General features: G+C 38.3%; 23 protein-coding genes and 1 riboswitch. Of the genes, 10 read left to right on the plus strand and 13 right to left on the minus strand.

The features are described 5' to 3' along the window. Positions 1 to 71: 71 nt before the first annotated feature. Positions 72 to 971 (plus strand): LysR family transcriptional regulator, encoded by a 900-nt coding sequence (locus BEN71_RS10720; protein ID WP_068974276.1) that lies wholly within the window; start codon positions 72 to 74, stop codon positions 969 to 971. A 44-nt stretch (positions 972 to 1015) separates the two neighbouring features. Here the strand turns inward: BEN71_RS10720 and BEN71_RS10725 are convergent, their stop codons facing one another. Both BEN71_RS10725 and BEN71_RS10730 read right to left on the minus strand, forming a co-directional pair. Continuing rightward, on the minus strand, positions 1016 to 1333 hold the full coding sequence (locus tag BEN71_RS10725) for a pyrimidine/purine nucleoside phosphorylase (RefSeq protein ID WP_068974277.1): 318 nt from the start codon (positions 1331 to 1333) through the stop codon (positions 1016 to 1018). A 117-nt stretch (positions 1334 to 1450) separates the two neighbouring features. After that, on the minus strand, positions 1451 to 3172 hold the full coding sequence (locus tag BEN71_RS10730) for a glutamine--tRNA ligase/YqeY domain fusion protein (RefSeq protein ID WP_068974278.1): 1722 nt from the start codon (positions 3170 to 3172) through the stop codon (positions 1451 to 1453). A gap of 166 nt (positions 3173 to 3338) precedes the next feature. Between BEN71_RS10730 and BEN71_RS10735 the strand changes: the two genes are divergently transcribed. From BEN71_RS10735 to BEN71_RS10755, 5 genes are all read left to right on the plus strand, one after another. Beyond that, positions 3339 to 3848 (plus strand): peptidylprolyl isomerase, encoded by a 510-nt coding sequence (locus BEN71_RS10735; RefSeq protein WP_068974279.1) that lies wholly within the window; start codon positions 3339 to 3341, stop codon positions 3846 to 3848. A 141-nt stretch (positions 3849 to 3989) separates the two neighbouring features. Continuing rightward, positions 3990 to 4721, plus strand: coding sequence for a UDP-2,3-diacylglucosamine diphosphatase (locus BEN71_RS10740; RefSeq protein WP_068974280.1), 732 nt, complete (start codon positions 3990 to 3992; stop codon positions 4719 to 4721). Between the two features lie 26 nt (positions 4722 to 4747). Then, on the plus strand, positions 4748 to 5293 hold the full coding sequence (locus BEN71_RS10745) for an RNA 2'-phosphotransferase (protein WP_068974281.1): 546 nt from the start codon (positions 4748 to 4750) through the stop codon (positions 5291 to 5293). An 87-nt stretch (positions 5294 to 5380) separates the two neighbouring features. Beyond that, entirely contained in the window at positions 5381 to 6034 is a 654-nt protein-coding gene (gene nfsB, locus BEN71_RS10750; RefSeq protein ID WP_068974282.1) for an oxygen-insensitive NAD(P)H nitroreductase, read from the plus strand. 151 nt (positions 6035 to 6185) lie between these two features. Continuing rightward, complete coding sequence (locus tag BEN71_RS10755; protein ID WP_068974283.1) at positions 6186 to 7379, plus strand: hypothetical protein; 1194 nt, start codon at positions 6186 to 6188, stop codon at positions 7377 to 7379. Between the two features lie 134 nt (positions 7380 to 7513). Here BEN71_RS10755 and BEN71_RS10760 read toward each other — a convergent pair whose 3' ends face one another. The 5 genes from BEN71_RS10760 to ftsB all read right to left on the minus strand — a co-directional run bounded on the left by BEN71_RS10760 (position 7514) and on the right by ftsB (position 12957). After that, a complete protein-coding gene (locus BEN71_RS10760) occupies positions 7514 to 8767 on the minus strand; it encodes a D-amino acid dehydrogenase (protein WP_068974284.1) in 1254 nt (417 codons plus the stop codon). A gap of 200 nt (positions 8768 to 8967) precedes the next feature. After that, a riboswitch (glycine riboswitch) is annotated at positions 8968 to 9053 on the minus strand. A gap of 76 nt (positions 9054 to 9129) precedes the next feature. Further along, a complete protein-coding gene (locus BEN71_RS10765) occupies positions 9130 to 10398 on the minus strand; it encodes a D-amino acid dehydrogenase (RefSeq protein ID WP_068974285.1) in 1269 nt (422 codons plus the stop codon). A 254-nt stretch (positions 10399 to 10652) separates the two neighbouring features. Then, complete coding sequence (rodA, locus tag BEN71_RS10770) at positions 10653 to 11789, minus strand: rod shape-determining protein RodA (protein ID WP_068974286.1); 1137 nt, start codon at positions 11787 to 11789, stop codon at positions 10653 to 10655. 99 nt (positions 11790 to 11888) lie between these two features. Then, complete coding sequence (gene ispD, locus BEN71_RS10775) at positions 11889 to 12605, minus strand: 2-C-methyl-D-erythritol 4-phosphate cytidylyltransferase (protein ID WP_068974287.1); 717 nt, start codon at positions 12603 to 12605, stop codon at positions 11889 to 11891. Next, positions 12571 to 12957: a cell division protein FtsB gene (ftsB, locus tag BEN71_RS10780; RefSeq protein WP_068974288.1), complete on the minus strand. Its 387-nt coding sequence runs from the start codon at positions 12955 to 12957 to the stop codon at positions 12571 to 12573. Before ftsB ends, ispD begins: the two co-directional genes overlap by 35 nt. Positions 12958 to 13272: 315 nt before the next feature. Between ftsB and BEN71_RS10785 the strand changes: the two genes are divergently transcribed. Both BEN71_RS10785 and BEN71_RS10790 read left to right on the plus strand, forming a co-directional pair. Continuing rightward, positions 13273 to 13527 carry a type II toxin-antitoxin system Phd/YefM family antitoxin gene (locus BEN71_RS10785; RefSeq protein ID WP_068974289.1) on the plus strand — a complete coding sequence of 85 codons (255 nt, stop codon included), beginning with the start codon at positions 13273 to 13275 and terminating at the stop codon, positions 13525 to 13527. Then, the gene (locus tag BEN71_RS10790; RefSeq protein WP_068974290.1) at positions 13524 to 13781 is read left to right on the plus strand and encodes a Txe/YoeB family addiction module toxin; all 258 of its coding nucleotides are present in this window, start codon (positions 13524 to 13526) and stop codon (positions 13779 to 13781) included. The genes BEN71_RS10785 and BEN71_RS10790 overlap by 4 nt, the downstream gene beginning before the upstream one ends. 90 nt (positions 13782 to 13871) lie before the next feature. On the opposite strand, the gene eno is transcribed toward BEN71_RS10790, so the two are convergent. The 3 genes from eno to BEN71_RS10805 all read right to left on the minus strand — a co-directional run bounded on the left by eno (position 13872) and on the right by BEN71_RS10805 (position 17751). Next, positions 13872 to 15161 (minus strand): phosphopyruvate hydratase, encoded by a 1290-nt coding sequence (gene eno / locus BEN71_RS10795; RefSeq protein WP_068974291.1) that lies wholly within the window; start codon positions 15159 to 15161, stop codon positions 13872 to 13874. Between the two features lie 64 nt (positions 15162 to 15225). Next, entirely contained in the window at positions 15226 to 16083 is an 858-nt protein-coding gene (gene kdsA, locus BEN71_RS10800) for a 3-deoxy-8-phosphooctulonate synthase (protein WP_068974292.1), read from the minus strand. A gap of 27 nt (positions 16084 to 16110) precedes the next feature. Next, positions 16111 to 17751 carry a CTP synthase gene (locus BEN71_RS10805; RefSeq protein WP_068974293.1) on the minus strand — a complete coding sequence of 547 codons (1641 nt, stop codon included), beginning with the start codon at positions 17749 to 17751 and terminating at the stop codon, positions 16111 to 16113. A 228-nt stretch (positions 17752 to 17979) separates the two neighbouring features. Here BEN71_RS10805 and BEN71_RS10810 point away from each other — a divergent pair, with 228 nt between their 5' ends. Next, positions 17980 to 18456, plus strand: coding sequence for a prolipoprotein diacylglyceryl transferase (locus BEN71_RS10810; protein ID WP_068974294.1), 477 nt, complete (start codon positions 17980 to 17982; stop codon positions 18454 to 18456). A 115-nt stretch (positions 18457 to 18571) separates the two neighbouring features. Here BEN71_RS10810 and BEN71_RS10815 read toward each other — a convergent pair whose 3' ends face one another. The 3 genes from BEN71_RS10815 to BEN71_RS10825 form a co-directional block, all read right to left on the minus strand. Then, positions 18572 to 19663 (minus strand): YheT family hydrolase, encoded by a 1092-nt coding sequence (locus tag BEN71_RS10815; protein ID WP_068974295.1) that lies wholly within the window; start codon positions 19661 to 19663, stop codon positions 18572 to 18574. A 194-nt stretch (positions 19664 to 19857) separates the two neighbouring features. Further along, positions 19858 to 20265 (minus strand): nuclear transport factor 2 family protein, encoded by a 408-nt coding sequence (locus BEN71_RS10820; protein ID WP_068974296.1) that lies wholly within the window; start codon positions 20263 to 20265, stop codon positions 19858 to 19860. A 361-nt stretch (positions 20266 to 20626) separates the two neighbouring features. Further along, positions 20627 to 22651 (minus strand): NADPH-dependent 2,4-dienoyl-CoA reductase, encoded by a 2025-nt coding sequence (locus tag BEN71_RS10825; protein ID WP_068974297.1) that lies wholly within the window; start codon positions 22649 to 22651, stop codon positions 20627 to 20629. 161 nt (positions 22652 to 22812) lie between these two features. Here BEN71_RS10825 and BEN71_RS10830 point away from each other — a divergent pair, with 161 nt between their 5' ends. Continuing rightward, entirely contained in the window at positions 22813 to 23355 is a 543-nt protein-coding gene (locus BEN71_RS10830; protein ID WP_068974298.1) for a PadR family transcriptional regulator, read from the plus strand. The last annotated feature ends 3 nt before the right edge of the window (positions 23356 to 23358 follow it).

Genomic DNA, 23358 nt, shown 5'->3' on the forward strand with positions numbered 1-23358 from the left:
CTTGATAATTGTTTTTGTGTTTTGTGTTTTTGGAAAATCGTTTAAAAATGTTGAGATAAGGCGCACTGATTATGAATACTGATGATTTTCACTTTTTTGTCCGTGCTGCAGAACTCGGTTCAATTAGTCAGGCTGCCAAAGAAGCCGATATTTCAGTTTCAGTAGCGAGTCAACGAATTCAAAGACTTGAACAGCATTTAATGCTTAGGCTATTTTACAGAACTACTCGGCGTTTAACGCTGACGGATGAAGGAAAAATTTTACTCAAACAAGGTTATCCACTCATTCAAGAATTTCAAACACTCAAAGATAATTTATTGGAACAAAATCAGGAATTAACAGGAACGCTCAAGTTGACAGCTTCAGCAACATTCGGAGCAAAAATACTTACATCTGTGATTGCTCAATTTCTCTTACACCACCCAAAACTCAATATAATTTTAGACTTAAATGATCAAAATGTAGATCTGATCGAACATGGCTTTGATGTCGCCATTCGTATTGGGAAATTACAGGATTCAAGTCTGATCGCCAAACCACTGATGGATAATCCACGCCTACTTTGCGCAGCACCTGAATATTTAGCACATCATAGTATGCCTAAAACACCTAGTGACTTATTACAGCATCAATGTATTGTGCAAAACCATCAACAAGGTTTAAGCCATACATGGCAATTGTTTGATAATGAAAATAATGCCTATTCGGTCAAGGTATCAGGACAATTTATTTCCAACTCAGGTGATGGCATTCGCCAAGCTTCTTTGGCAGGCGTTGGTATTTCCAATCATTCGCTTTGGCATGTACAGGAAGATTTAGCATCTGGAAAATTAGTCCAAGTACTGTCCGACTATACTGTTGAGCCTACACAAGTTTATGCCATCATCCCTGATCGGAAGCTTGTTCCACAAAAAGTAAGCGTTTTTATTGAGTATTTACAAAATTATTTTCAAAAAACACAATCAAGATAACAACATATTATTTTTATTTTCAAAATCTTAAAATAAAAAATGCATTATTCTAAATGACAAACATAGTCTACAACTTCACTTGACTGCATACTAAAGCGACTATTTTCAGGAACTTTAAAATACTCACCCGCAGAAAAAGATTTAAATTCCCCATCCCCAATTTTGATCAGACATTTTCCTGAAATAATTTCTATTCTCTCAGGGACATGCGTTTCAAAAGTTAAAGGCTTTTCTGTAGGAAGCAACACACCTAAAGTTTTCTTCGAACCATCTTGGCATTCAATCAGATAACTGATAGATCGACCATCAAAATGAATATTCGGCTTTTTATGAACAGTGACAAAATCAAATTGTATCGCCATGACACAAACCTGTTTAATTTTTATACATATACAATGTATATCTTTTCATGACTTCATTTCAATATTTTTATCAAAAAATAAACCCAGCCGAAGCTGGGTTTAATACTTCAATTAAAATTACTTATTCGGTTTAAAACTGTCTTTCAAATCTAAGATACGGTTAAACACAGGTTTATCGCTTGTATGATCGTGCTGATCTGCAACAAAATATCCTTCACGTTCAAACTGGAAGCGATCTTCAGGATTTGCTTGCGCCAATGCAGGTTCAATCACCGCTTGCAAAACTTGTAACGAATCTGGATTTAAACATTTCAAGAAATCGTCATCGGCATCAGGTGCAGCCTCTGTGAATAAACGATCATAAACACGTACTTCCGCAGGAATACCTTTAGTCGCAGATACCCAATGCACAACACCTTTCACCTTCCGTCCTTCAGGGTTTTTACCTAAAGTTTCAGGATCAATCGAACATTTTAGCTCGATCACTTCGCCATTTGCATCTTTAATCACTTCATCGCACTTGATGACATAAGCATGACGTAAACGCACTTCACCCTCAGGAATCAAACGTTTAAAGCCTTTTGGTGGTACTTCTTCAAAGTCTTTACGGTCGATGTAAATTTCTGATGTTAAAGGAATGATACGATCGCCCATATCCACGTTTGGATGACGTGCATGGCTCAAATCCATATCTTCAGGCAGATTCGTTAAAGTCACTTTGAGTGGATTTAATACAACCATACCACGCGCTGCGGTATTTTCCAAAGATTGGCGAATACAGAACTCAAGCATTGCCACATCAACAATACCATCCGTTTTAGACACACCAACACGTTTACAGAAATCACGTAAACCTTCAGGTGTGAAACCACGACGACGCATACCCACCACTGTAGGCATACGCGGATCGTCCCAACCACTTACATGATTGCCTTCAACCAATTTACGCAATTTACGTTTAGAGGTAATGGTGTAATCAATGTTTAAACGGCTAGATTCGTACTGATGTGGTACAGATGGCGATTTAACTTTTTCAACCACCCAATCATAGAACGGGCGGTGATCTTGGAATTCCAATGTACATAATGAATGGGTAATACCTTCAATCGCATCAGATAATGGATGCGCATAGTCGTACATCGGGTACATTTTCCATTTATCACCTGTTTGGTGATGTTCAGAATGGAGTACACGGTACAAAATCGGATCACGCATGTGAACATTTGGTGACGCCATATCAATTTTGGCACGTAATACCGCTTTGCCTTCGCCAAACGCACCATTGTTCATTTGTTCAAAACGTGCAAGGTTTTCTTCGACCGAAGTATCACGGTATGGAGAGTTTTTACCTAAATCGACAAAATTACCACGATTTAAACGGATTTCTTCAGGGCTTTGCAAATCAACATAAGCATCACCTTGTTTGATCAATTGAATCGCCCAAGCGTGTAACTGATCAAAATAGCTCGATGCATAACGAGGCTCACCATTCCATTCAAAACCAAGCCATTTCACATCATTGGCAATACCATCGACATATTCTTGTTCTTCAGCATCTGGATTGGTATCGTCAAAACGTAGGTTACATAAACCTTGGTATTCTTCTGCGATGCCAAAGTTCAAACAAATCGCTTTGACGTGACCAATATGTAAATAACCGTTTGGTTCAGGTGGGAATCGTGTCACGACTTGTTGAGTGCGACCTGCTGCCAAATCATCAGTAATCACTTGGCGTACAAAGTCCAAACCTGCCTGTTGTTCTTGCTGCGCATTATCGACAGATGCAGTATTGGTTGTCGGGGTTTTCGGCAGTTCTGAAACAACATCATTTGGCTTCATAGTTGATAAATCACTTCTAAAAGTTAAAATAGGATCAATAAAAACGAATTTTCGAAAATATTAACAAAGAAAATCACGTTTTTGCTTGCTATGTAGTTTACAGTTTGCTTATGCTTCTCTCAACCAAAAACCCATGACATTTTTGTCATGATTAGGAGATTATAGAATGAGTTTTCCTCAAGTCGAATTAAACACCAACAAAGGACGCATTGTTCTTGAACTTAACTCTGAAAAAGCACCTAAAACTGTTGCTAACTTTTTAGAATACGTTCGTGATGGTTTTTATGATGGCGTAATCTTCCACCGTGTGATTGACGGTTTCATGATTCAAGGCGGTGGCATGGATGAAAATTTCAAAGAAAAAGCTACGCGTGACTCTATTGAAAACGAAGCTGACAACGGTTTAAGTAATGATGAAGGTACGATTGCAATGGCGCGTACTCAAGCTCCTCACTCTGCTTCTGCTCAATTCTTCATTAACGTGAAAAACAACTCTTTCCTTAACCACACTGGTAAAACAGCACAAGGTTGGGGCTATGCAGTATTTGGTAAAGTAACTGAAGGCTTAGACGTTGTTGAAGCGATCAAAGGTGTTCGTACTGGTAACCGTGGTTATCACGCTGACGTTCCTTTAGAAAATGTTGTCATTGAATCTGCAAAAATTATTGCTGAGTAATTTTTAAATCCTCCCCAACCCTCCTTTAATAAAGGAGGGAGTAAAAGCCCAAATATAAATGGGTGGAAAGTCCCTCTTTAATAAAGGTGGGTGAGGAGCATTGCTCCGCAAGGGGGATTCTAAAATAGGTAAAATAAAATAGTGACCCATCTGTTTATCGCTGATTTACATTTGTCACCAGATCACCCTCGACTCGTTCGGGGGTTTTTAGCTTTATTGGAACAATATCAAAATAATAATGCCACACAACCAACCCAACTCTATATTTTAGGCGATTGGTTTAACGCTTGGATTGGCGATGACTACACTGCCCCATGGTTAGATGAAATTGTCACTGCTTTAAAACAGTTCACATCATCAGGTAATCAAGTTTTCTTTTTAGTAGGTAATCGCGACTTTGCTCTAGGTCAGAAATTTCTCAATCAATTCAATGGCAAACTCCTACCCGAGATTTATACCCTAAATATTGGAAATAAAAAATTTAGAATCGAACATGGCGATGCCCTGTGTACCGATGATGTTTCTTATCAACGTTTCCGTAAAATTATTCGTAATCCGATTATTTTAGGCTTATTAAAAAGTACACCTTTAAGTTTTAGACAAAAACTTGCCAATGGTTTTCGTAAAAAAAGTCGTGAATCCAATCAAACTAAAAGCTATGCCATTATGGATGTAAATGCACAAGCTGTTGAAACTGCCTTAGTTGAGGTTGATGTATTGATTCATGGACATACCCACCGCCCTGAAATCCATGATGTAAATGGAAAACCACGTATTGTTTTAGGCGATTGGCGTGAAAAAACATCTGAAGCAATGATTCTAGAAGTGAATGATGATGGACAATGGAATTTTTTTAATTGGAAGATAAAATAGAGAATATCTAACAAAGGATATTCATCATGAATGATAAAGAAATAAGTAAATATTTGAGTTTTATCCTCAGACATCAGCCTGAATCAATTCAATTAAAATTGGATCAGCAAGGTTGGGCGAATATTGAAGAACTTATAAACAACGCTGAACCTGTCAATAATTTCAGAATCGATAGAACTACGCTAAATTCAATTGTTGAAAATAGTGATAAAAAACGTTTTCAAATCAACAGTGATGGTTTAAAAATCCGTGCTGTACAAGGTCACTCCACATCTACTGTGGATCGAACGTTTACCGAAAAGATGCCACCAGAAATACTTTTTCATGGTACTGCCGAACGGTTTATTGACTCGATCAAACAACATGGATTAGTTCCCAAGGAACGTCAGTATGTACATTTATCAGAAAATATCGAAACAGCTATAGCAGTTGGTCAGCGTTATGGTAAACCACGTATTCTGAGTATCAATGCCTTAGAAATGTATCATCGTGGGATTAAATTTTATCAGGCTGAAAATGGTGTATGGCTTGTCGAGCGAGTTGATCCACAATTTATTGCGTTTGAACCGTGAAAATTCACGCTTATTTACGTTTCAAAAGATTCAAATTATCTGAAATGTGTCTATAATATCGAAAATTTACGATATATGAGACAGCTCATGGATTTATTAAACGTATCAAAAACACGTTATACCACCAAAGCTTATGATGCAACTAAGAAAATTCCGCAAGAAAAATTCGAAAAGTTACTAGAAATCCTACGTTTAACGCCATCTTCGATCAACATCCAACCGTGGCACTTTTTCATTGCAGATAATGATGCGGCCAAACAACGTATTGCCACAGCACTGGTTGGAAAATATGCTTATAACGCACCTAAAGTTTTAGACTCATCACATACCATTCTCTTTTGTACCAAATCTGATATTACTGAACAACATTTAGCAAATCTATTGAGTCAAGATGATTTAAGCGGTCGTTTTAAAGATGAAAAAGCCAAACAAGGTCAAAAAGATAGCCGTTCAGGTTATGTAGATTATTACCGTACTGAAAAAGGTGATATTCAACGTTGGGCAGAAAACCAAACTTTCATTGCACTTGGGCAAGCTCTCCTTGCAGCAGGAATCGAAGGGATTGATGCAACACCGATCGGTGGTTTTGATGAAACGATTATCACCGAGGAATTAGGTTTAGACGAAAAAGGTTTGATTCCATCTGTACTCATGACACTAGGTTATCGTAGTGATGCAGATTTCAATGCTTCATTGCCTAAGTCACGTTTAAACAAAGAAGAAATATTTACCAAACTTTAAGTTTTTGAATCGTCAAAATTTAAATAAGAGAAGTCATACGTGACTTCTTTTTATTTCACTCATAAATATCTAACTCAACAAATATCATACCCACTCAACATTTATCCTAAGAGATAATAATGATCAAAGTTAAAATAAAAATACATGCTCTATGAAAAAGACGATTTTACTCACTCTATTGATCACACAGTTCTACGCATGCTCATCTTTTGAAATGAGTGCTGAAAATAAACAAAATCAAAAATTCTCAAAATTTAGTCAACAATTTACCAATCCTGATCATATTCAAAAAACAGATGAAGCAAAAATTCTAGCCGAACTACAAATCATGACACCGTATATTCTTTCACTCAATACTCAATCAGTGAATATGCAAGGGAAAATACCTGAAAATAGGGATAATCTTTATTTAGATTTTGCCAACTTAAATGCAGCTTATTCTGAATATTTAGTATTCCATCATTGCATAGATTTATCTGAGAAATATTTTTTAAATGCTGAACATACTTATTTAAAATTATTACAAGACTCACCTTATGATGAAAATCTTCTCTACAATATTTCTATTTTCTATGCGCGCAACTCCGTACCATTCGATGATGATCAACACCAACAGATACGCACCCAACTTTTAGAAAAATCTAAGCAATATGCTGAAAAAAATCAAGAAATTAATACAGAAAATCAGCAACATAAACACCATTACTACGCTGTACTGAGTGAGCTTCTCAATGCACTTGATAAACAAAAGATCAGGAAAGATCAACAAAAAGCATTAATACAAACATTACAGCCTTTTTTATTTGAATTACTCGAACAACCTAACATGGATTATGATTCTGGTAATTTTTTTATATTGGTCAAATATTATGATCAGTATTTAAAAGCGTATTATCCTCAGCAAGCAAAATCTTGGCTAAAACAAAACCAGAATAAAATTTTAGCATTTTACAATTCACATCAGGATGATAATACTCAACGGAACAATACGATAAGTGCACAACTCTATGCATTATTAGATCAACCAGAGAAAGTATTATATTTTCTCAAGTTATTAAAATTTACCGAAAAAGATAATTACACACCTCAAGATATTCTCGATGAACAACTTTTCGATACAATGCGTCATTCAAAAGCATTTCAAGACTGGTTTTCACGATATTCACGAGAATACCAAGCTTATCTAGAGCAAAATCCAAAGGTTTGTAACAGCCTACAAAGCAGTGTGCATTCTGAAATAAAATTATTAAACAATCAACGATCTAAACACGTATTAGAGATCAATAAAAATGTAGGTGAAGCACCTAAATCATCACCAAAGCTTGAACAAAAACCTGTGAAATAACATGAATTGTCCAAAGTTAAGCATTGTAAATGTTATGACTGATAACTTTTGCATGCATTTATTTTAAAATTTTTAAAATCAATTTTCAGCATGAATCAAATGTTCATGCTGAAATATATTTTCAATCCAATCGATTAGATTGGATGTGAACTGGCAATTTCTTGGCTGATCATCACTGCTGTTGCAGCAGAAAGCGTCCATCCCAGATGTCCGTGCCCTGTATTATAGAATACCCGCTCACGTTTTCCACGTTTTACCACAGGCATCATATTTGGCATCATCGGTCTTAAACCTGCCCATGGAACACAATGTTCAGTTGAAATATCGAAGTTCTTATTCACCCAATCCGTTAAAGGCTGAATACGATCTGAACGTATATCTCGGTTATAACCATTAAATTCCGCTGTACCTGCGATACGCAAACGATTTGCACCTAAGCGAGAAGTCACAATCTTGGCGCTTTCATCAAGCAAGCTGACCCACGGTGCGCCATTGATACTTTTCTCATCGTTGAGTTGCACTGTGATTGAATAACCTTTGACGGGATAGACATTAACGCGATCACCCAATTGATTGGCTAACTGGTAACTACCTACTCCACCACAGACCACAACTGCATCTGCGCTAATTTGTTCAATGACTTTAGCATGGCTTTCTTGACCATTCACATTTTCGCCACTGCTGTGATATTGAATATTTACACCTGTAGAAGTGTGATCAATATTCACTACTTCCATGCCAAAGATGTATTTCACCCCATACTTTTCCGAAGCTTTCGCAAGCCCCATAGTAAATTTGTGAATATCACCAGTTGCATCACCTGGACAATAGAAACCACCATAATATTCACCAGTTAAACTTGGCTCTATTGATTTAATTTCCTCAGGTGTCACTGCATGGCGCTCCAACCCGCCTTTGCAAAGTAAATTATTGACAGCAGTTGCTACCTTATAATCTTCTTCAGAATGATAGAAGTGCAAAATTCCACGCTTTTCTAGGTCGAAATCAATACCTTCTTGTTCTGCAATACTAAATAATCTTTGACGTGCCAACAGTGCCATTTTGACCGTATCGCACGTATTGGCTTCGTAATGTTTAATATTGCCAAGAAACTCAACTAACCACGCATATTTGTGCAAATCAAATGCCGGATTGAGCAATAATGGGGCATCTTTTTTTGCCATCCATTTTATGCCTTTGAGTACAGTTGATTTTTGATTCCAAACTTCTGCATTACAGGCAGACAGCTGTCCACCGTTGGCAAAAGATGTTTCCATCGCAGGAAATAAATGTTTATCAATAACAGTAACTTGATAACCTAATTGAGCAAGTTCATAAGCAGAAGTTACACCTGTAATTCCTGAACCAATAACGACGACATGACACATACGCACACTCCTTTGAAATGTAATGTTCAAGACGTTTCATTCGTCCTAAAATACATTGTCAATGTATGCCCCATCTGTCATGTGTACCTGAGAGCTTCGATAAAACCTAAGTCATTTATAATCAATCTTTAGGTTAAACCATCCCCTTCGGTGAGCCATTTCTTTTTATTTTCAATAGAATGGCTTCTCTCCAGAGTTTTACAATGATTACAGTCCTTTTGCCTGAGAGTTTCCGGGGTCGTTGCTCCTTCGGCGAGTCAGAAGACTTCTCTCCTGCAATCATCTTTCCTTGTATATAGCAATTAATATGCCACTGATTAAAATTAAAACAATACTTAATGACCAATTTCTTTCAATTTTTATCAATGATTCACTGAATCATAGCGGAATACATTCAAATCATCATATTCAATTTGCGGTGTCGTCCCAGAAATAATATCGGATAATAATTTTGCCGAACCACATGACATTGTCCAACCCAGCGTGCCATGCCCAGTATTGGTGAATAAATTTTTAAATTTTGTTTTACCGACTATTGGTGTTCCATCAGGCGTTGCAGGTCTTAAACCTGTCCAGAAATGTGCATCTGAAATATCACTGGCTTTTGGAAAAAGTTGCTGTAATACCATCAACAAAGTATCTTCACGACTGGCTTTTAGGGAACGATCAAAACCATTAATTTCTGCCATTCCGCCCACACGGATACGATCATCAAAACGTGTCAGAGCAATCTTATAAGACTCATCTAAAATCGTCGATACGGGTGATAATGCTGGATCTAAAATCTTCGTGGTGATCGAATATCCTTTGAGTGGATAGACAGGTGCATCTATATCTAACTGCTTGAGCATCTCATGGCTATAACTGCCAAGTGCCATCACATAGGCATCTCCTTTTACTCGAGTTCCATCACTGAGTAAGATCCCTGTAATCTGATCTGCATCCTTTTCAATTTTTTCTATACTGGAATTAAACAAGAATTGAACACCTTGTTCAGCCGCGAGTTCAGCCAATTCTGTCGTGAATTTTTGACAATCTCCCGTTTGGTCATTCGGTAAACGTAAGCCACCAACAAAATCAACCGTCGCATGTGCTAACGCAGGTTCAGCATGAATAACACCTGCTTTGTCTAATAATTCAAATGGCACACCTTCGTGCTTTAAAACTTCGGTATCTTTACCCGCAACATCCAACTGTTCTTGTTTACGGAATAATTGTAAAGTTCCTAGCTGGCGTTCATCAAAATGAATTCCTGTTTCAGTACGCAAATCATCTAAACAATCACGACTATATTCTGAAATTCGCACCATGCGTTCTTTATTGATTTGATAGCGATTGATATTACATTCTGCGAGCATGCGCACCATCCACTGGTACTGGTACATATCGCCTGTCAGTTTAATTGCCAATGGTGAATGGGGCTGAAACATCCATTTAAATGCTTTGAGTGGAATGCCAGGCGCAGCCCAAGGTGATGCATAGCCAGGGGAAATTTGTCCAGCATTGGCAAAACTGGTTTCTAAAGCAACATTCGGCTGTCGATCAATCACCGTCACATCATGCCCTGCTTGTTTTAGATAATAAGCTGAGGTTGTACCGATAACGCCTGCACCAAGTATAATAATATGCATACAGAACTGAACCTTATATAAAAAATTAGATTTTTAATTAAAAACTATAATAAAAAGTTATACTTTTAGAAAAATATATTGATCAATTCTCAATGTAGCATTTCATATAAATTACGCAATATAGTTTTATATCATGCTTAAGTATTAGAATAATTAGATCTGTTCTTTTTATTTTCTATCTTATTCAAATAAAAAGGGTATTTTATAAATACCCTATTATTAATTTACAATTTTAAATATTTAGATCATTTATTTTAACGATGTGTGTGAATCGACATCACAATCCCAAAGCTGGCCAATAAAGCGATTACTGCTGTTCCGCCATAACTCATTAATGGCAATGGATCACCTGTTACTGGTAAAATTCCACTCACCATACCTGAATTAACAAAAACATAGAAGAACACCGATAAACCTATCGTACCTGCCAATAATCGCCCATAGTTATGGAAGCAGTTTAGGCTGATCATCATGCATCTAAAGATAATCGCAGTATAAAGCGCGAATAAAAAGAACACGCCCATGAAGCCAAATTCTTCGGCATAGGTCGACATGATGAAATCGGTATGATGTTCAGGCAAATAACCCAATTGTGACTGCGTACCCTCTAAGAAGCCCCGCCCAGACAAGCCACCTGAACCAATAGCAATCTTCGATTGGATAATGTTCCATCCCGCACCTAAAGCATCAGACTCTGGATCGAATAATGTCAAAATACGTTTCTTTTGATAGGCTTGCAGTACAAACGTCCAAATAATCGGGAATGCACATGCCAAAGCCGCCAATGTCCCACCGATATACCACCAAGACATACCACTCAAGAACAATGCAAATACACCACCAATCACAATACCAATCGCTAAATCGGGCTGTAATAATGCCAAAACGAATGGCACCATCATAATGATCAGTGCAACAACGATATGACGAAATTTCGGTGGTAAAGGCATCCGTGAAAAATACCACGCCATCATCAGCGGCATGGCAAATTTCATAAATTCACTGGGTTGCATACTGCCTATGCCTGGAATGGTCAACCAGCGTTTTGCGCCTAAGCGCACATCACCGATCAGCAATACAAGTATGAGCAATAGTATGGCAAACAAATAGAACCAAGGACTGATGGCTTGATATACTTTGGGTGGTACTTGCGCACATAAAAAAAGCACAACGAAACCAACAGCGAAGCTGACACCTTGGCGAATCACCATCGACATATCTTCAGAAGATGCGCTATAGACCATCAATAGCCCTAAGACCATATTAATAATCAATAAACCGAGCAACCACGGATCGAGATGTAATCTATCCCATCTGGACGTGTTTTGGTTGAAACTTAAACCATCTCGAACTGATTGGCGTAAAAACTTATATTGTGGCGATGGCGTCATATAAAAATCTTAAATTAAGCTTTATTTTTACGTGATTATAAAGATAAATGCTGAGTGAGAAAATCTCTCATTTTAGAATTTTAAACTATTTCTTTAGGATTACTGCTGTGATTGTAAAATGAGTCGTGCCAATTCCAAATCGTCTTGATAAGTGATTTTAATATTGTCTGAACGTCCCATGACTACTTGTACCGCTTCACCAATATGTTCTAAGGCACTGGCTTCATCTGTAATGACAACATCATTCTCTAAAGCTGTTTCTATCGCTTTTTTAAGTGTTGCAAATGTTGAAATTTGTGGGGTCTGCGCTTGCCACAACTGTTCACGACTCACTGTTTTGTGAATGTCTTTTTGATTCTCAACCAATTTCAAAGTATCACGTACAGGGATCGCTAAAATTGCACTACAGTTTTGTTCAATTGCTGTTTGGATGAGATCTTCAAGGCATTCTTTTGTTACGCATGGTCGTGCGGCATCATGTACAAATACAAGATCATCTGCTTGAGCGAATTGCTCTAAGTAATTCAATGCATTTAAAACAGAGTTAACACGTTCTGCACCACCAAGACAAAAATGACTAATTTGCTTATTTTTAAGTGGCAATGTTTGTGCGTATTCATCTTGCTCACCGATTGCTAACACATAACCTGTGAGTGGTAAATCATTTAAACGTTCTATCGTATGTTCTAAGACAGTTTGGTCTTGGATGATTTGATATTGTTTCAGTTCAGTTTTTGAAAAACGGCTTCCAGTACCTGCAGCAGGAATAATTGCCCAAATTTTACGGTTCTTCTGGTGCTGGTTCACTGTCTTCATTTGTTCCTGAATTGTTTAAACTTGGATCTGTAATAATCGGTTTGTAATGGGTACTGATGGTACTCATTTGCACAAAAGTTTCGTGTGGTTTTACTAAACCTAAATCAAGTCGTGCATGTTCTTCGATGGCTTCCGCGCCATTTTTTAAGTCATACACTTCGGCAGCAAGGATGCGATTGCGTTCTTTTAGGTCGGCATTGACTTCAGCTTGCTGTTCGATTTGCTGTACAAGTGCTTGATGCGGAAAATGCCCTCCCGCACCGAACCAAAAGCGGTATTGAAGTACCGCTACGATGACGATCGCGAGTACGGCAATCACTTTACTTGAAGTGGTTTTAAAGACGTCTAGCATGTATTTTTGTCTTATGTCACAGCGTTAAATTAAGGTGCTAATATACATCAAATATTTTGCATGGTGAACGCTTTACTGTGGTAAATATGCAAATGGTGAATAATCTTAATTATTACATCTACAGTTTCGGACACAATTTCAAGATGAAATTACTGATCACGATTATCAAATAGTTATTCAAATAAAATTCTCTATATCAGCGCTGCGCCATTCAAAATTTAAAACACGATCTGTAACAGTTGAACATATTGAATGGTTGCTGACATTGTACAAAAATATGTACAATAACGTGTACTCAATTTAAAAGGTGCTGTTATGAAAATTGTTACATATTCGGATCTTCGTAAAAACTTAGCAACTGTATTAGATGGTGTCATTGATGATCATTCCCCTGTACTAGTGACTCGGCAAAATAATCAAACAGCCGTCTTGATCAGCTTAGAAGATTTTAATGCCTATGAAGAAACAGCCCATTTGCTAAAAAGCCCTGCGAATGCAAAAAGATTGCGTGATTCAATTGCACAAATTGAAGCAGGTAAAACAATAAACCATGAGCTGATTGAAGAATGATTTTAAGTTGGAGCAATGAGGCTTGGGAGGATTACCTTTATTGGCAATCTACGGATAAACAAACACTCAAAAGAATTAATACATTGATAAAAGACATTAAACGATCACCATTTGATGGAGTTGGCAAACCAGAACCTCTCAAACATGATCTCAGTGGTTATTGGTCAAGACGCATTGATAAAGAAAATCGCATCGTTTATAAAGTCACAACAGAATCAATTATTATTGTGATGTGCCGTTATCATTATGATTAATTCCAAACATTCTTCCAATTTCTGCACGCGTTATACATAAAAAACCACTCTTTTAGAGTGGTTTTTTCAATCTAAATCAATCAATAACGATTAATTCAAACCTTTAAATTCAGCTTTACCACGGTAAACTGCATTTGTTAATTCTTCGATACGAAGCAATTGGTTATATTTAGCAATACGGTCAGAACGTGAAAGTGAACCCGTTTTGATTTGACCCGCAGCAGTACCCACAGCAAGATCTGCAATTGTAGAATCTTCTGTTTCACCAGAACGGTGAGAAATTACAGTGCTATAACCATTTGCTTTCGCAAGGTAAATTGCATCTAAAGTTTCAGACAAAGTACCGATTTGGTTATATTTGATTAAGATCGAGTTACCGATTTTCTCATCAATACCCCGTTGTAAAATCTTAGGATTTGTAACGAACAAGTCATCACCAACCAATTGAATTTTATCACCAAGGATCGAAGTCAAGTAAGCCCAGCCTTCCCAGTCAGACTCATCCAAACCATCTTCAATAGAGATAATTGGATATTGCTTCACAAGACCCGCTAAATAGTCAGCAAATTGGTTGCTTGTGAATGCTTTATTACCTTCACCTGCAAGTACATATTGACCATTTTTATAGAATTCTGAAGATGCACAGTCAAGCGCAAGCATGATGTCAGAACCTGCTTTATAGCCAGTTTGACCAATTGCTTCAAGAATCGCAGTAATCGCTTCTTCGTTAGTGCGAAGGTTAGGTGCAAAACCACCTTCATCACCAACAGCTGTATTTAAACCTTGTTTTTTAAGTACAGATTTTAAAGAATGGAAAATTTCCGCACCCGCACGTAAAGCTTCAGAGAATGAAGTAAAACCTACAGGCTCAATCATAAACTCTTGAATATCTACAGTATTATCTGCATGCGAACCACCATTGATGATGTTCATCATTGGTACAGGCATAGATAAAGTCGTTTGACCACGTAAGTCAGCGATATATTGGAACAATTCAGTTTTCTTTTCAGCAGATGCAGCGCGAGCAGCAGCCAAAGAAACCGCTAAAGTTGCGTTAGCACCTAATTTTTCTTTATTTTCAGTGCCATCAAGCGCGATCATTTTGTCATCAAGCGCTTTTTGTTCAAATACGTTTTGACCTTTTAATAAGTCTTTGATTTGACCGTTTACGTTTTGAACTGCAGTGCGAACACCTTTACCCAAGTAACGTGATTTGTCACCGTCACGAAGTTCCAAAGCTTCACGAGAACCAGTTGAAGCACCAGATGGTGCACATGCACGGCCAACAACGCCAGAGTCTAGGATAACGTCTGCTTCGATGGTAGGATTACCACGAGAGTCCAAAATTTCACGTGCACGAATGTCAACGATTTGACTCATGAACAATTCCTCAGTTGATTAATAAAATGACGCGCCATATTTCAGGCGCATCTAATTGTAAAAATTAGTGTGTATCTAGCTTTTTGAAACCTTTGACCAAGGTATCCAATTCTTTCAGCTGTGCTAAGAATGGCTCTAACTGAGACATCCGTAATGCACAAGGTCCATCGCATTTGGCTTTTTCAGGATCTGGATGCCCTTCTAAGAACAAACCTGCAAGACCTGTCGCCATACCTGCACGTGCAAGTGTGGTGATTTGCGCACGGCGTCCACCCGCAGAATCTGCACGACCACCTGGTGTTTGAAGCGCATGTGTCACATCAAAGAACACCGGCACATTCATCTCTTTCATAGTATCGAAGCCAAGCATATCAACGATTAAGTTGTTATATCCAAATGCTGAACCACGCTCACACAGAATCAATTTGTCATTTCCTGCTTCCAAACATTTGTTCAGAATATGACGCATTTCATGCGGTGCAAGGAATTGTGCTTTTTTGATGTTAATAATGGCTTGTGTTTTCGCCATTGCTTCAACAAGATCAGTCTGACGACTTAAAAAAGCTGGAAGCTGAATAATATCTGCAACTTCAGCAACAGGTGCTGCTTGGTAAGGTTCGTGGACATCGGTAATGATCGGCACATTAAAATGTTTTTTAATGTCACCTAACCATTCAATGCCCTTTTCCAAACCAGGACCACGGAACGAATGTAAGCTCGAACGATTGGCTTTATCAAAGCTCGCTTTAAAGACATAAGGAATCTCTAAGCGTTTGCAAATATCTACATAAGTTTCTGCAATTTCAAAAGCTAAGTCTTTCGATTCAAGTACGTTCATTCCGCCGAATAATACAAATGGCAAGTGGTTTGCCATTTGTATATCGCCTAAACGTACAATTTCTTGTGGTTTTAATTGTGACATTTAAACTTCCTAGTCGTGTCCTTAAACTTATTTGCTATTTTGGTGCTGTTTTTTCGCAGCATCAATAAAGCCAGCAAATAATGGATGTCCATCACGTGGTGAGCTGGTAAATTCTGGGTGGAATTGTACAGCAATAAACCAAGGATGTTCAGGAATTTCTACTGTTTCAACAAGATGTTGTACAGATGAATAACCTGAAATTTTCATACCTGCTTCTTCAATTGCAGGAATGAAACGATCATTCATTTCATAACGATGGCGATGACGCTCTGTGATTTCAGCTTTGCCATAGACTTCACGTGTTTTAGTGCCTTCAACCAATTCTGATTTTTGAGCACCTAAACGCATTGTTCCACCAAGATTTGACTCAGTGCTACGATGTTGAATTTCACCACGTTCATCTAACCATTCAGTGATTAGACCAATCAATGGGAATTTAGTCGAACGGTTAAATTCAGTTGAAGTCGCTTCTGGCATATTTGCAACATGACGTGCAAATTCAATCACAGCCAATTGCATACCTAAACAAATACCTAAGAATGGTACATTGTTTTCACGTGCAAATTGAATCGCTTGCATTTTACCTTCAGTACCACGTTCACCAAAACCACCTGGTACAAGGATTGCATCAGCATCTTTCAATACTTCTGCTGGATTTTGGCTTTCAAGTTCTTCTGCATTAACATAGTCAATTTGAACTTTTACGCGATTTTGAATACCCGCATGTAAAAGTGCTTCATTCACAGATTTATAAGCATCTGGAAGTTCAACATATTTACCGACCATCGCAACACGGATTGTGTATTCAGGGTTCAATAATGCTTCTACAACATGATCCCAATCTGAAAGGTCTGCTTCAGGAAGATCGTTATAACCAAAACGTTCACAAATTAAATCGTCAACATTTTGCTCATAGAATGTACGTGGAATTTGATAGATTGAACGTGCATCTTTACAGACCACAACAGCACGTGCTTCTACGTTAGTGAATAACGCGATTTTACGTGTTGTGTCTGCATCGACATCATGTTCAGTACGACAAATCAGGATGTCTGGCTGAATACCAATCGACAATAATTCTTTAACAGAATGTTGTGTTGGTTTAGTTTTTAATTCTGCAGCAGACTTGATATATGGCAATAATGTTAAATGCATCAACATGGTACGCTTATGACCAAGTTCAACCATTAACTGACGTACTGATTCCATGAATGGGAGAGATTCAATGTCACCAACTGTACCGCCGATCTCAACGATAGCCACGTCATAGCCTTCGCCTGCGCGAAGAACACGTTCTTTAATATTATCCGTAATATGTGGAATAACTTGGACAGTACCACCAAGGTAATCACCACGACGTTCTTTATTTAAAACATCTTGGTAAACACGACCTGAAGTAAAGTTATTCAATTTGGTCATTTTAGCACGACGTAAGAAACGTTCGTAATAACCCAAATCTAAGTCAGTTTCAGCACCATCTTCAGTGACAAATACTTCACCGTGCTGAAATGGGCTCATAGTCCCAGGATCGACATTAATGTATGGATCCATTTTGACCATGGTTACTTTTAAACCACGGGCTTCTAAAAGTGCAGCAACTGAAGCAGCTGAAATACCTTTACCTAGTGATGATACAACACCACCAGTGACGAATATAAAATGGGTCATTAAGTTTCTCGTACAATGGAGCCTAAATTGGCCTACAATGTTGTGCGATTTTACTTTACCTTGTACCTAGAAAGCAAAGTCAATTCACATCAATTCATAGAACAATAAACAATTGGCTATTCTATCAGCATTTCCAATAAAAATTTAGCACTTGATTAGGTGATTTTTAAATATCATTTTGCTGTTATACTAACGACATCTCTTTAATCTGTTTTGTTTTGAGTAATTATGAATAAGAAATTTTTAATTTGTGGCGCAATTGCGACAGCACTCCTTGTTTCCGCTTGTGTAAAAAAAGAAGAGCCTAAAGAAACTGAGCAAGAAAATGTTGAGAATACTCAATCTGCTTCTGAAGCTTCTGAATTCCAAAGTCTTCCAAGTGTTGAGCAAAATACAGCTCAAGAAACTCAGCAAGAAGAAATTCCAGCACATGTAGAAGTAAGTCGTACTGAAACAGCCAATACTATAACTGAAATTCGTACAACTACGCATGAAGCACATGCGACGACTCAAAATACTCAGCCTGAACAAGCTCAACCGAAACCAGAACCTAAGCCGGCTAAAGCTGAGTCAGTAAAAACTGAAACTGCTCAAACTGCGCCTAAACCACAACCTGCTCCAAAAGCAAGTTCTGGTACAGCGCAAACTGAAGATGACGCTGTTGCCGCTGCGATTGCCGCTGCGACACCTGCGCTTAAAAACTAATTTTAGTTTTAGCATTAAAAAAACCAGTCATTTAGACTGGTTTTTTTATTTGAGTTTTAAATGAGTACCGCCTTTTAAGATCTGAACTCACATTAAAAGCCATGCTCAAAATAAATTAGAACTGCTTTAAAAAATCTGCCATCAAACGCGATGCCCAAGACTTAGTTTGTACGCCCTCATAAAAACCGCAATGACTGCCCTTTTTTGTGGTAACAACTGCAACATTTTCCATACTTTGAATGGTCTGCTTAAATGGCTCTAAATTTTTAATCGAACAGACTGGGTCATCTTCAGCATTTAAAATCATGAGTGGAATTTTCACGTTTTCAAATACATAGATTGGATTAATGGCTTGAGAATAACTTTGATAGTCAGCATAACCTGCCATTTCATAGTATTCATTTTGAAATTCTTGCAAAGTCTTGGTTTGTAGAACCTTTTGCACTGAACCAATTTGACGCCATATCTGCTCATAAGGCTCTATGAATGACTGAAATAATTTTTTGGTCATGATTTTGGTATAAAAAGGATGAACATTTTCAAAACCTAACTCTGTGTCATAACCTGGACACATTGCAAACGCGGCTTTAAATGGCGTATCTTCGCCCTGTTCACCCAAATAGCGTACCAATAAACCTGTCCCTGCCGATGAACCGACCGCATAAAGTTCAGATTGTGGAAATTGCTTTTGGATAAAAACCAATTGCTCTTTTAGATCAGACGTTGAACCGAAGATCGACATTTGTGGTACTGGCATTGGTAAACCTGCATGCCCACGACGTAAACACAGGGCAATCCGCCAACCTGTATATTCATGTAAATCTTTAACCAATTCACGCATACTCGCAGGCGTTCCTGTAATGGTATGCATGATGACAACGGTTGGGGTATTTTTCGGCAAATCATAGCCATACCACGAAATCGCGGTAATTCCACCATCTTGCATGGTCAGTTGATCGAGTCGATCATATTCCAACTTGATGGTTTTTTTCTTAATGATATCAAAATACAGCAAATGTGCATGGGTATTACTCAGCCAAGGCGTTGGACGATATTTATCATGCAGTTGTGGCAACTGTTCAAGTATTTCAGCCATTTGACCCTCTGGCTTATAATACAATTTCGGCAGTTCAGCACCTGTGACTTGATCAAGAACAGTTTGCGTCAGTTGAGTCGCTCTATTAAGCGTAGCATTGAATATAGACATTTTGATTCCCGTTGGCTGACCATTTTGAAAATACCTATGCGCTTAGCATCATTTAAAAAAGATCAATTACCGAATAGATTCAGAATGTACGAATACATTCTGAATTTCAAACAATTTAAGTGACAAACGATTTAAGTGGCAAAATATTTAAGTCACAAGTTAAGTACGAAAATATTTCATTAATACGTGAAATATTATGCAGGCTGATATTTAGCGAAACGTTCAGCCATTTGTACAGCCAACGCCTCTAAACCTTGTTTTGGACGAATCATCACTTCAAATTCAACAATTTGACCCTGTTCATTGAAGCGAATCATATCAATGCCTTTCAGTTGTTTTTCAGACACAATTGCAGAAAACTCAAGCACCACACTTTGCTCATCTTCAGTAAAGAATTCACGGTGATACGTAAAGTTTTCAAATACCTGAATCACATTGGTCAAAATAAAGTAAACCACCTGCTTCCCTTCATAAGGCTTAAATGCCACAGGTGAACGAAACACCACATCATCAGCGAGTAATTCACTGAGGATACCCATGTCACGTGTTTTTATCATTTCATGCCATTTTTGAACAGCAGGTTTGGAATTTGTGTAGCTCATTTTAATGTCCTTTTAAATTTAGCTCCATCTCCTTTCAGGAGATGAGATGTACTTCACAATGAAAGCCCCTTCTCCCTATGGGAGAAGGTTGGGATGAGGGGAGGCAAAGCTCAAAAACACCTCTCCCTAACCCTCTCCTTGAGCCATATATGGCGCAAGAGAGGGAGAATCTCACATTAAAAATACGTGATATTCCCTCTCCTTTCAGGAGATGAAAAGTGTACTCCGCAAGGGAGAGGTGCTTTTAAAAGAAGATAAAAGTTTCTATTTCAATTTTTAATTTAAAACAACTAAAATCATGACTTTAAAATCCTTAACTCCCTCTCCCCAACCCTCTCCCAAAGGGAGAGGGAGCTTACCGTTAGATCACCATCGCCAATTCAGCACCCTGACGAATGGCACGTTTCGCATCCAGCTCGCCCGCTTCTTTCGCACCACCGATCAAATGCACAGATTTACCATCCGCCTGAAGCTGATCAAACATCGCTGTGAATGGCTCTTGCCCTGCACAGATCACCACATTATCGACATCTAAAATCATGGTTTTTTCACCCACGGTGATATGTAAACCTTGATCGTCAATCTTGTCGTAGCTTGCTCCCGGAATCATATTGACATGACGGTGTTTTAAACCTGTACGGTGAATCCATCCAGTCGTTTTCCCCAGACCTGCGCCAACGGAATTTGTTTTGCGTTGCAGTAAATAAATTTCACGTGGTGACTGTTCAACTTCAGGGGCTTTCAGACCGCCGACATGCTCATAAGTGGTATCAATACCCCATTCATCATAGAATTTCTGAGGATTTAGACTGCCACTTTCGCCTTCATGTGATAAATATTCAGCCGTATCAAAACCAATACCACCCGCGCCAATGATCGCAACTTTTTTACCGACTGGCTTACGGTCACGTAACACTTCGATATAGGACAATACTTTTGGATGATCAATGCCTTCGATATTTAAATGGCGTGGTGTTACACCTGTTGCAACCACGATGTCATCAAAGTTTTCGGCACTGAGCTCTTCATACGTTGCTGTGTGATTCAGTAGCAATTTAATGTTCGGTTGCAGTTCAATTTTACGTTTGAAATAACGTAAAGTTTCATAAAACTCTTCTTTGCCCGGAATGGTTTTGGCAATATTGAACTGACCACCAATTTGATTAGATGCTTCAAAAATCGTGACGTTGTGACCACGATCTGCTGCATAAGTTGCAAAACTTAATCCCGCAGGTCCTGCGCCAATGACTGCAATATTTTTAACATTTGCGGAATCTTTAAAAATCAGTTCAGTTTCATAACATGCACGTGGATTCACCAAGCAAGTGGCAATTTTCATAGAGAAAATGTGATCTAAACACGCCTGATTACAACCAATACAAGTATTGATTTCATCTGCACGGCCTTGTTCAGCTTTCGCAACAAAGTGTGAATCTGCCAGCATTGGACGAGCCATTGAGATCATATCCGCATCGCCCTGCGCTAAAACATGTTCAGCCATTTCAGGGGTATTGATACGGTTTGAGGTAATTAAAGGCACATTCACTGAACCTTTTAACTTCTTCGTCACCCATGTAAATGCAGCCCGAGGAACTTTAGTCGCAATCGTTGGAATACGTGCTTCGTGCCAGCCGATCCCTGTATTGATAATCGTTGCGCCTGCTTTTTCGATTTCTTTCGCAAGCTGAATGACTTCTTCAAGGGTTGAACCACCTTCAACCAGATCAAGCATAGATAAACGATAGATAATGATGAAGTTCTCACCGACTTCTTCACGGGTACGGCGCACAATTTCTATCGGGAAACGAATACGGTTTTCATAGCTACCGCCCCATTCATCATCACGATGGTTGGTACGTGCTGCGATAAATTCATTGATCAGATAGCCTTCTGAACCCATGATTTCCACGCCGTCATAGCCTGCAATCTGTGACATTTTTGCACAATTGGCAAAGTCAGCAATCGTTTGTTGTACTTCCGCAGACGTTAAAGCATGTGGTTTAGTTGGGTTAATCGGTGCTTGAATCGCTGATGGCGCAACATTCTCAGGCTGATAAGAATAACGCCCTGTATGTAAAATCTGTAATGCGATTTTCCCACCTGCATCATGTACGGCTTGGGTAATGACTTTATGTTTTTCTGCTTCTTCTACAGTATCAAGTTTAGAACCACCAAAGAATGTCACCCCATGATCATTCGGTGAAATACCACCTGTCACAATTAAACCCACACCGCCTGCTGCACGTTCTGCATAGAAAGCAGCCATACGGTCATAACCACCATCGACTTCTTCAAGCCCTACATGCATAGAACCCATTAACACTCTGTTTTTTAATGTGGTAAAGCCTAAATCTAAAGGCGCAAGTAAATGCGGATAATTAGACATGAATACTCCTTGGCTGCTTTCGCTGGCTTGTGATATTTGCAATTTTTTAATTTAGTGCAACTTGTTGCAAAAATTTATGTTTTATTTATAAGCGAGAATTGATTTTTATGCAACATGTTGCATAATGACTCGACAGCTATTTTTTTGAGATTTGTAACAAAATGTCCTTAGCCCATGTACTCCTCACCAGTTTGATCGAAAAACCAAGCACAGGTATCGATTTGGGGCGGCGTTTTGACCGATCAATGGGGTTCTTTTGGAATGCAACACATCAGCAAATCTATAGAGAACTCAATGGCATGTTACAAAAAGGTTGGATTTCTACCATTGAGGAAGAATCTGAAAATAGTCGCAAAAAAACCTATCAAGTTGAACAACTTGGGCGTACTGAACTGGCAGATTGGATGGTCAAACAAAGCCCACCTGCGCAACTGCGTGAAGAACTCATGGTACGGTTACGTGCCGAAGCACAATTTGGTGGAAATACCGTTTTACCTGAACTCGAACGTCATTTAGAATTACATCAAGAAAAATTGAAAGTCTATCAATCAATCTTCGCAAAAGATTTCCAACACGAAGATGACACTGACAGAACATTATTTATTCATAAAATGATTTTACAATTGGGTATTAACCTTGAGATGGGTTGGATTGATTGGCTTGAAACCATCATCCCTCAATTGAAGAAATTTTCGCAAAATTAAAAT

It is taken from the genome of Acinetobacter wuhouensis, assembly GCF_001696605.3.
In the GTDB taxonomy this organism is placed as follows: Bacteria; Pseudomonadota; Gammaproteobacteria; order Pseudomonadales; family Moraxellaceae; genus Acinetobacter; species Acinetobacter wuhouensis.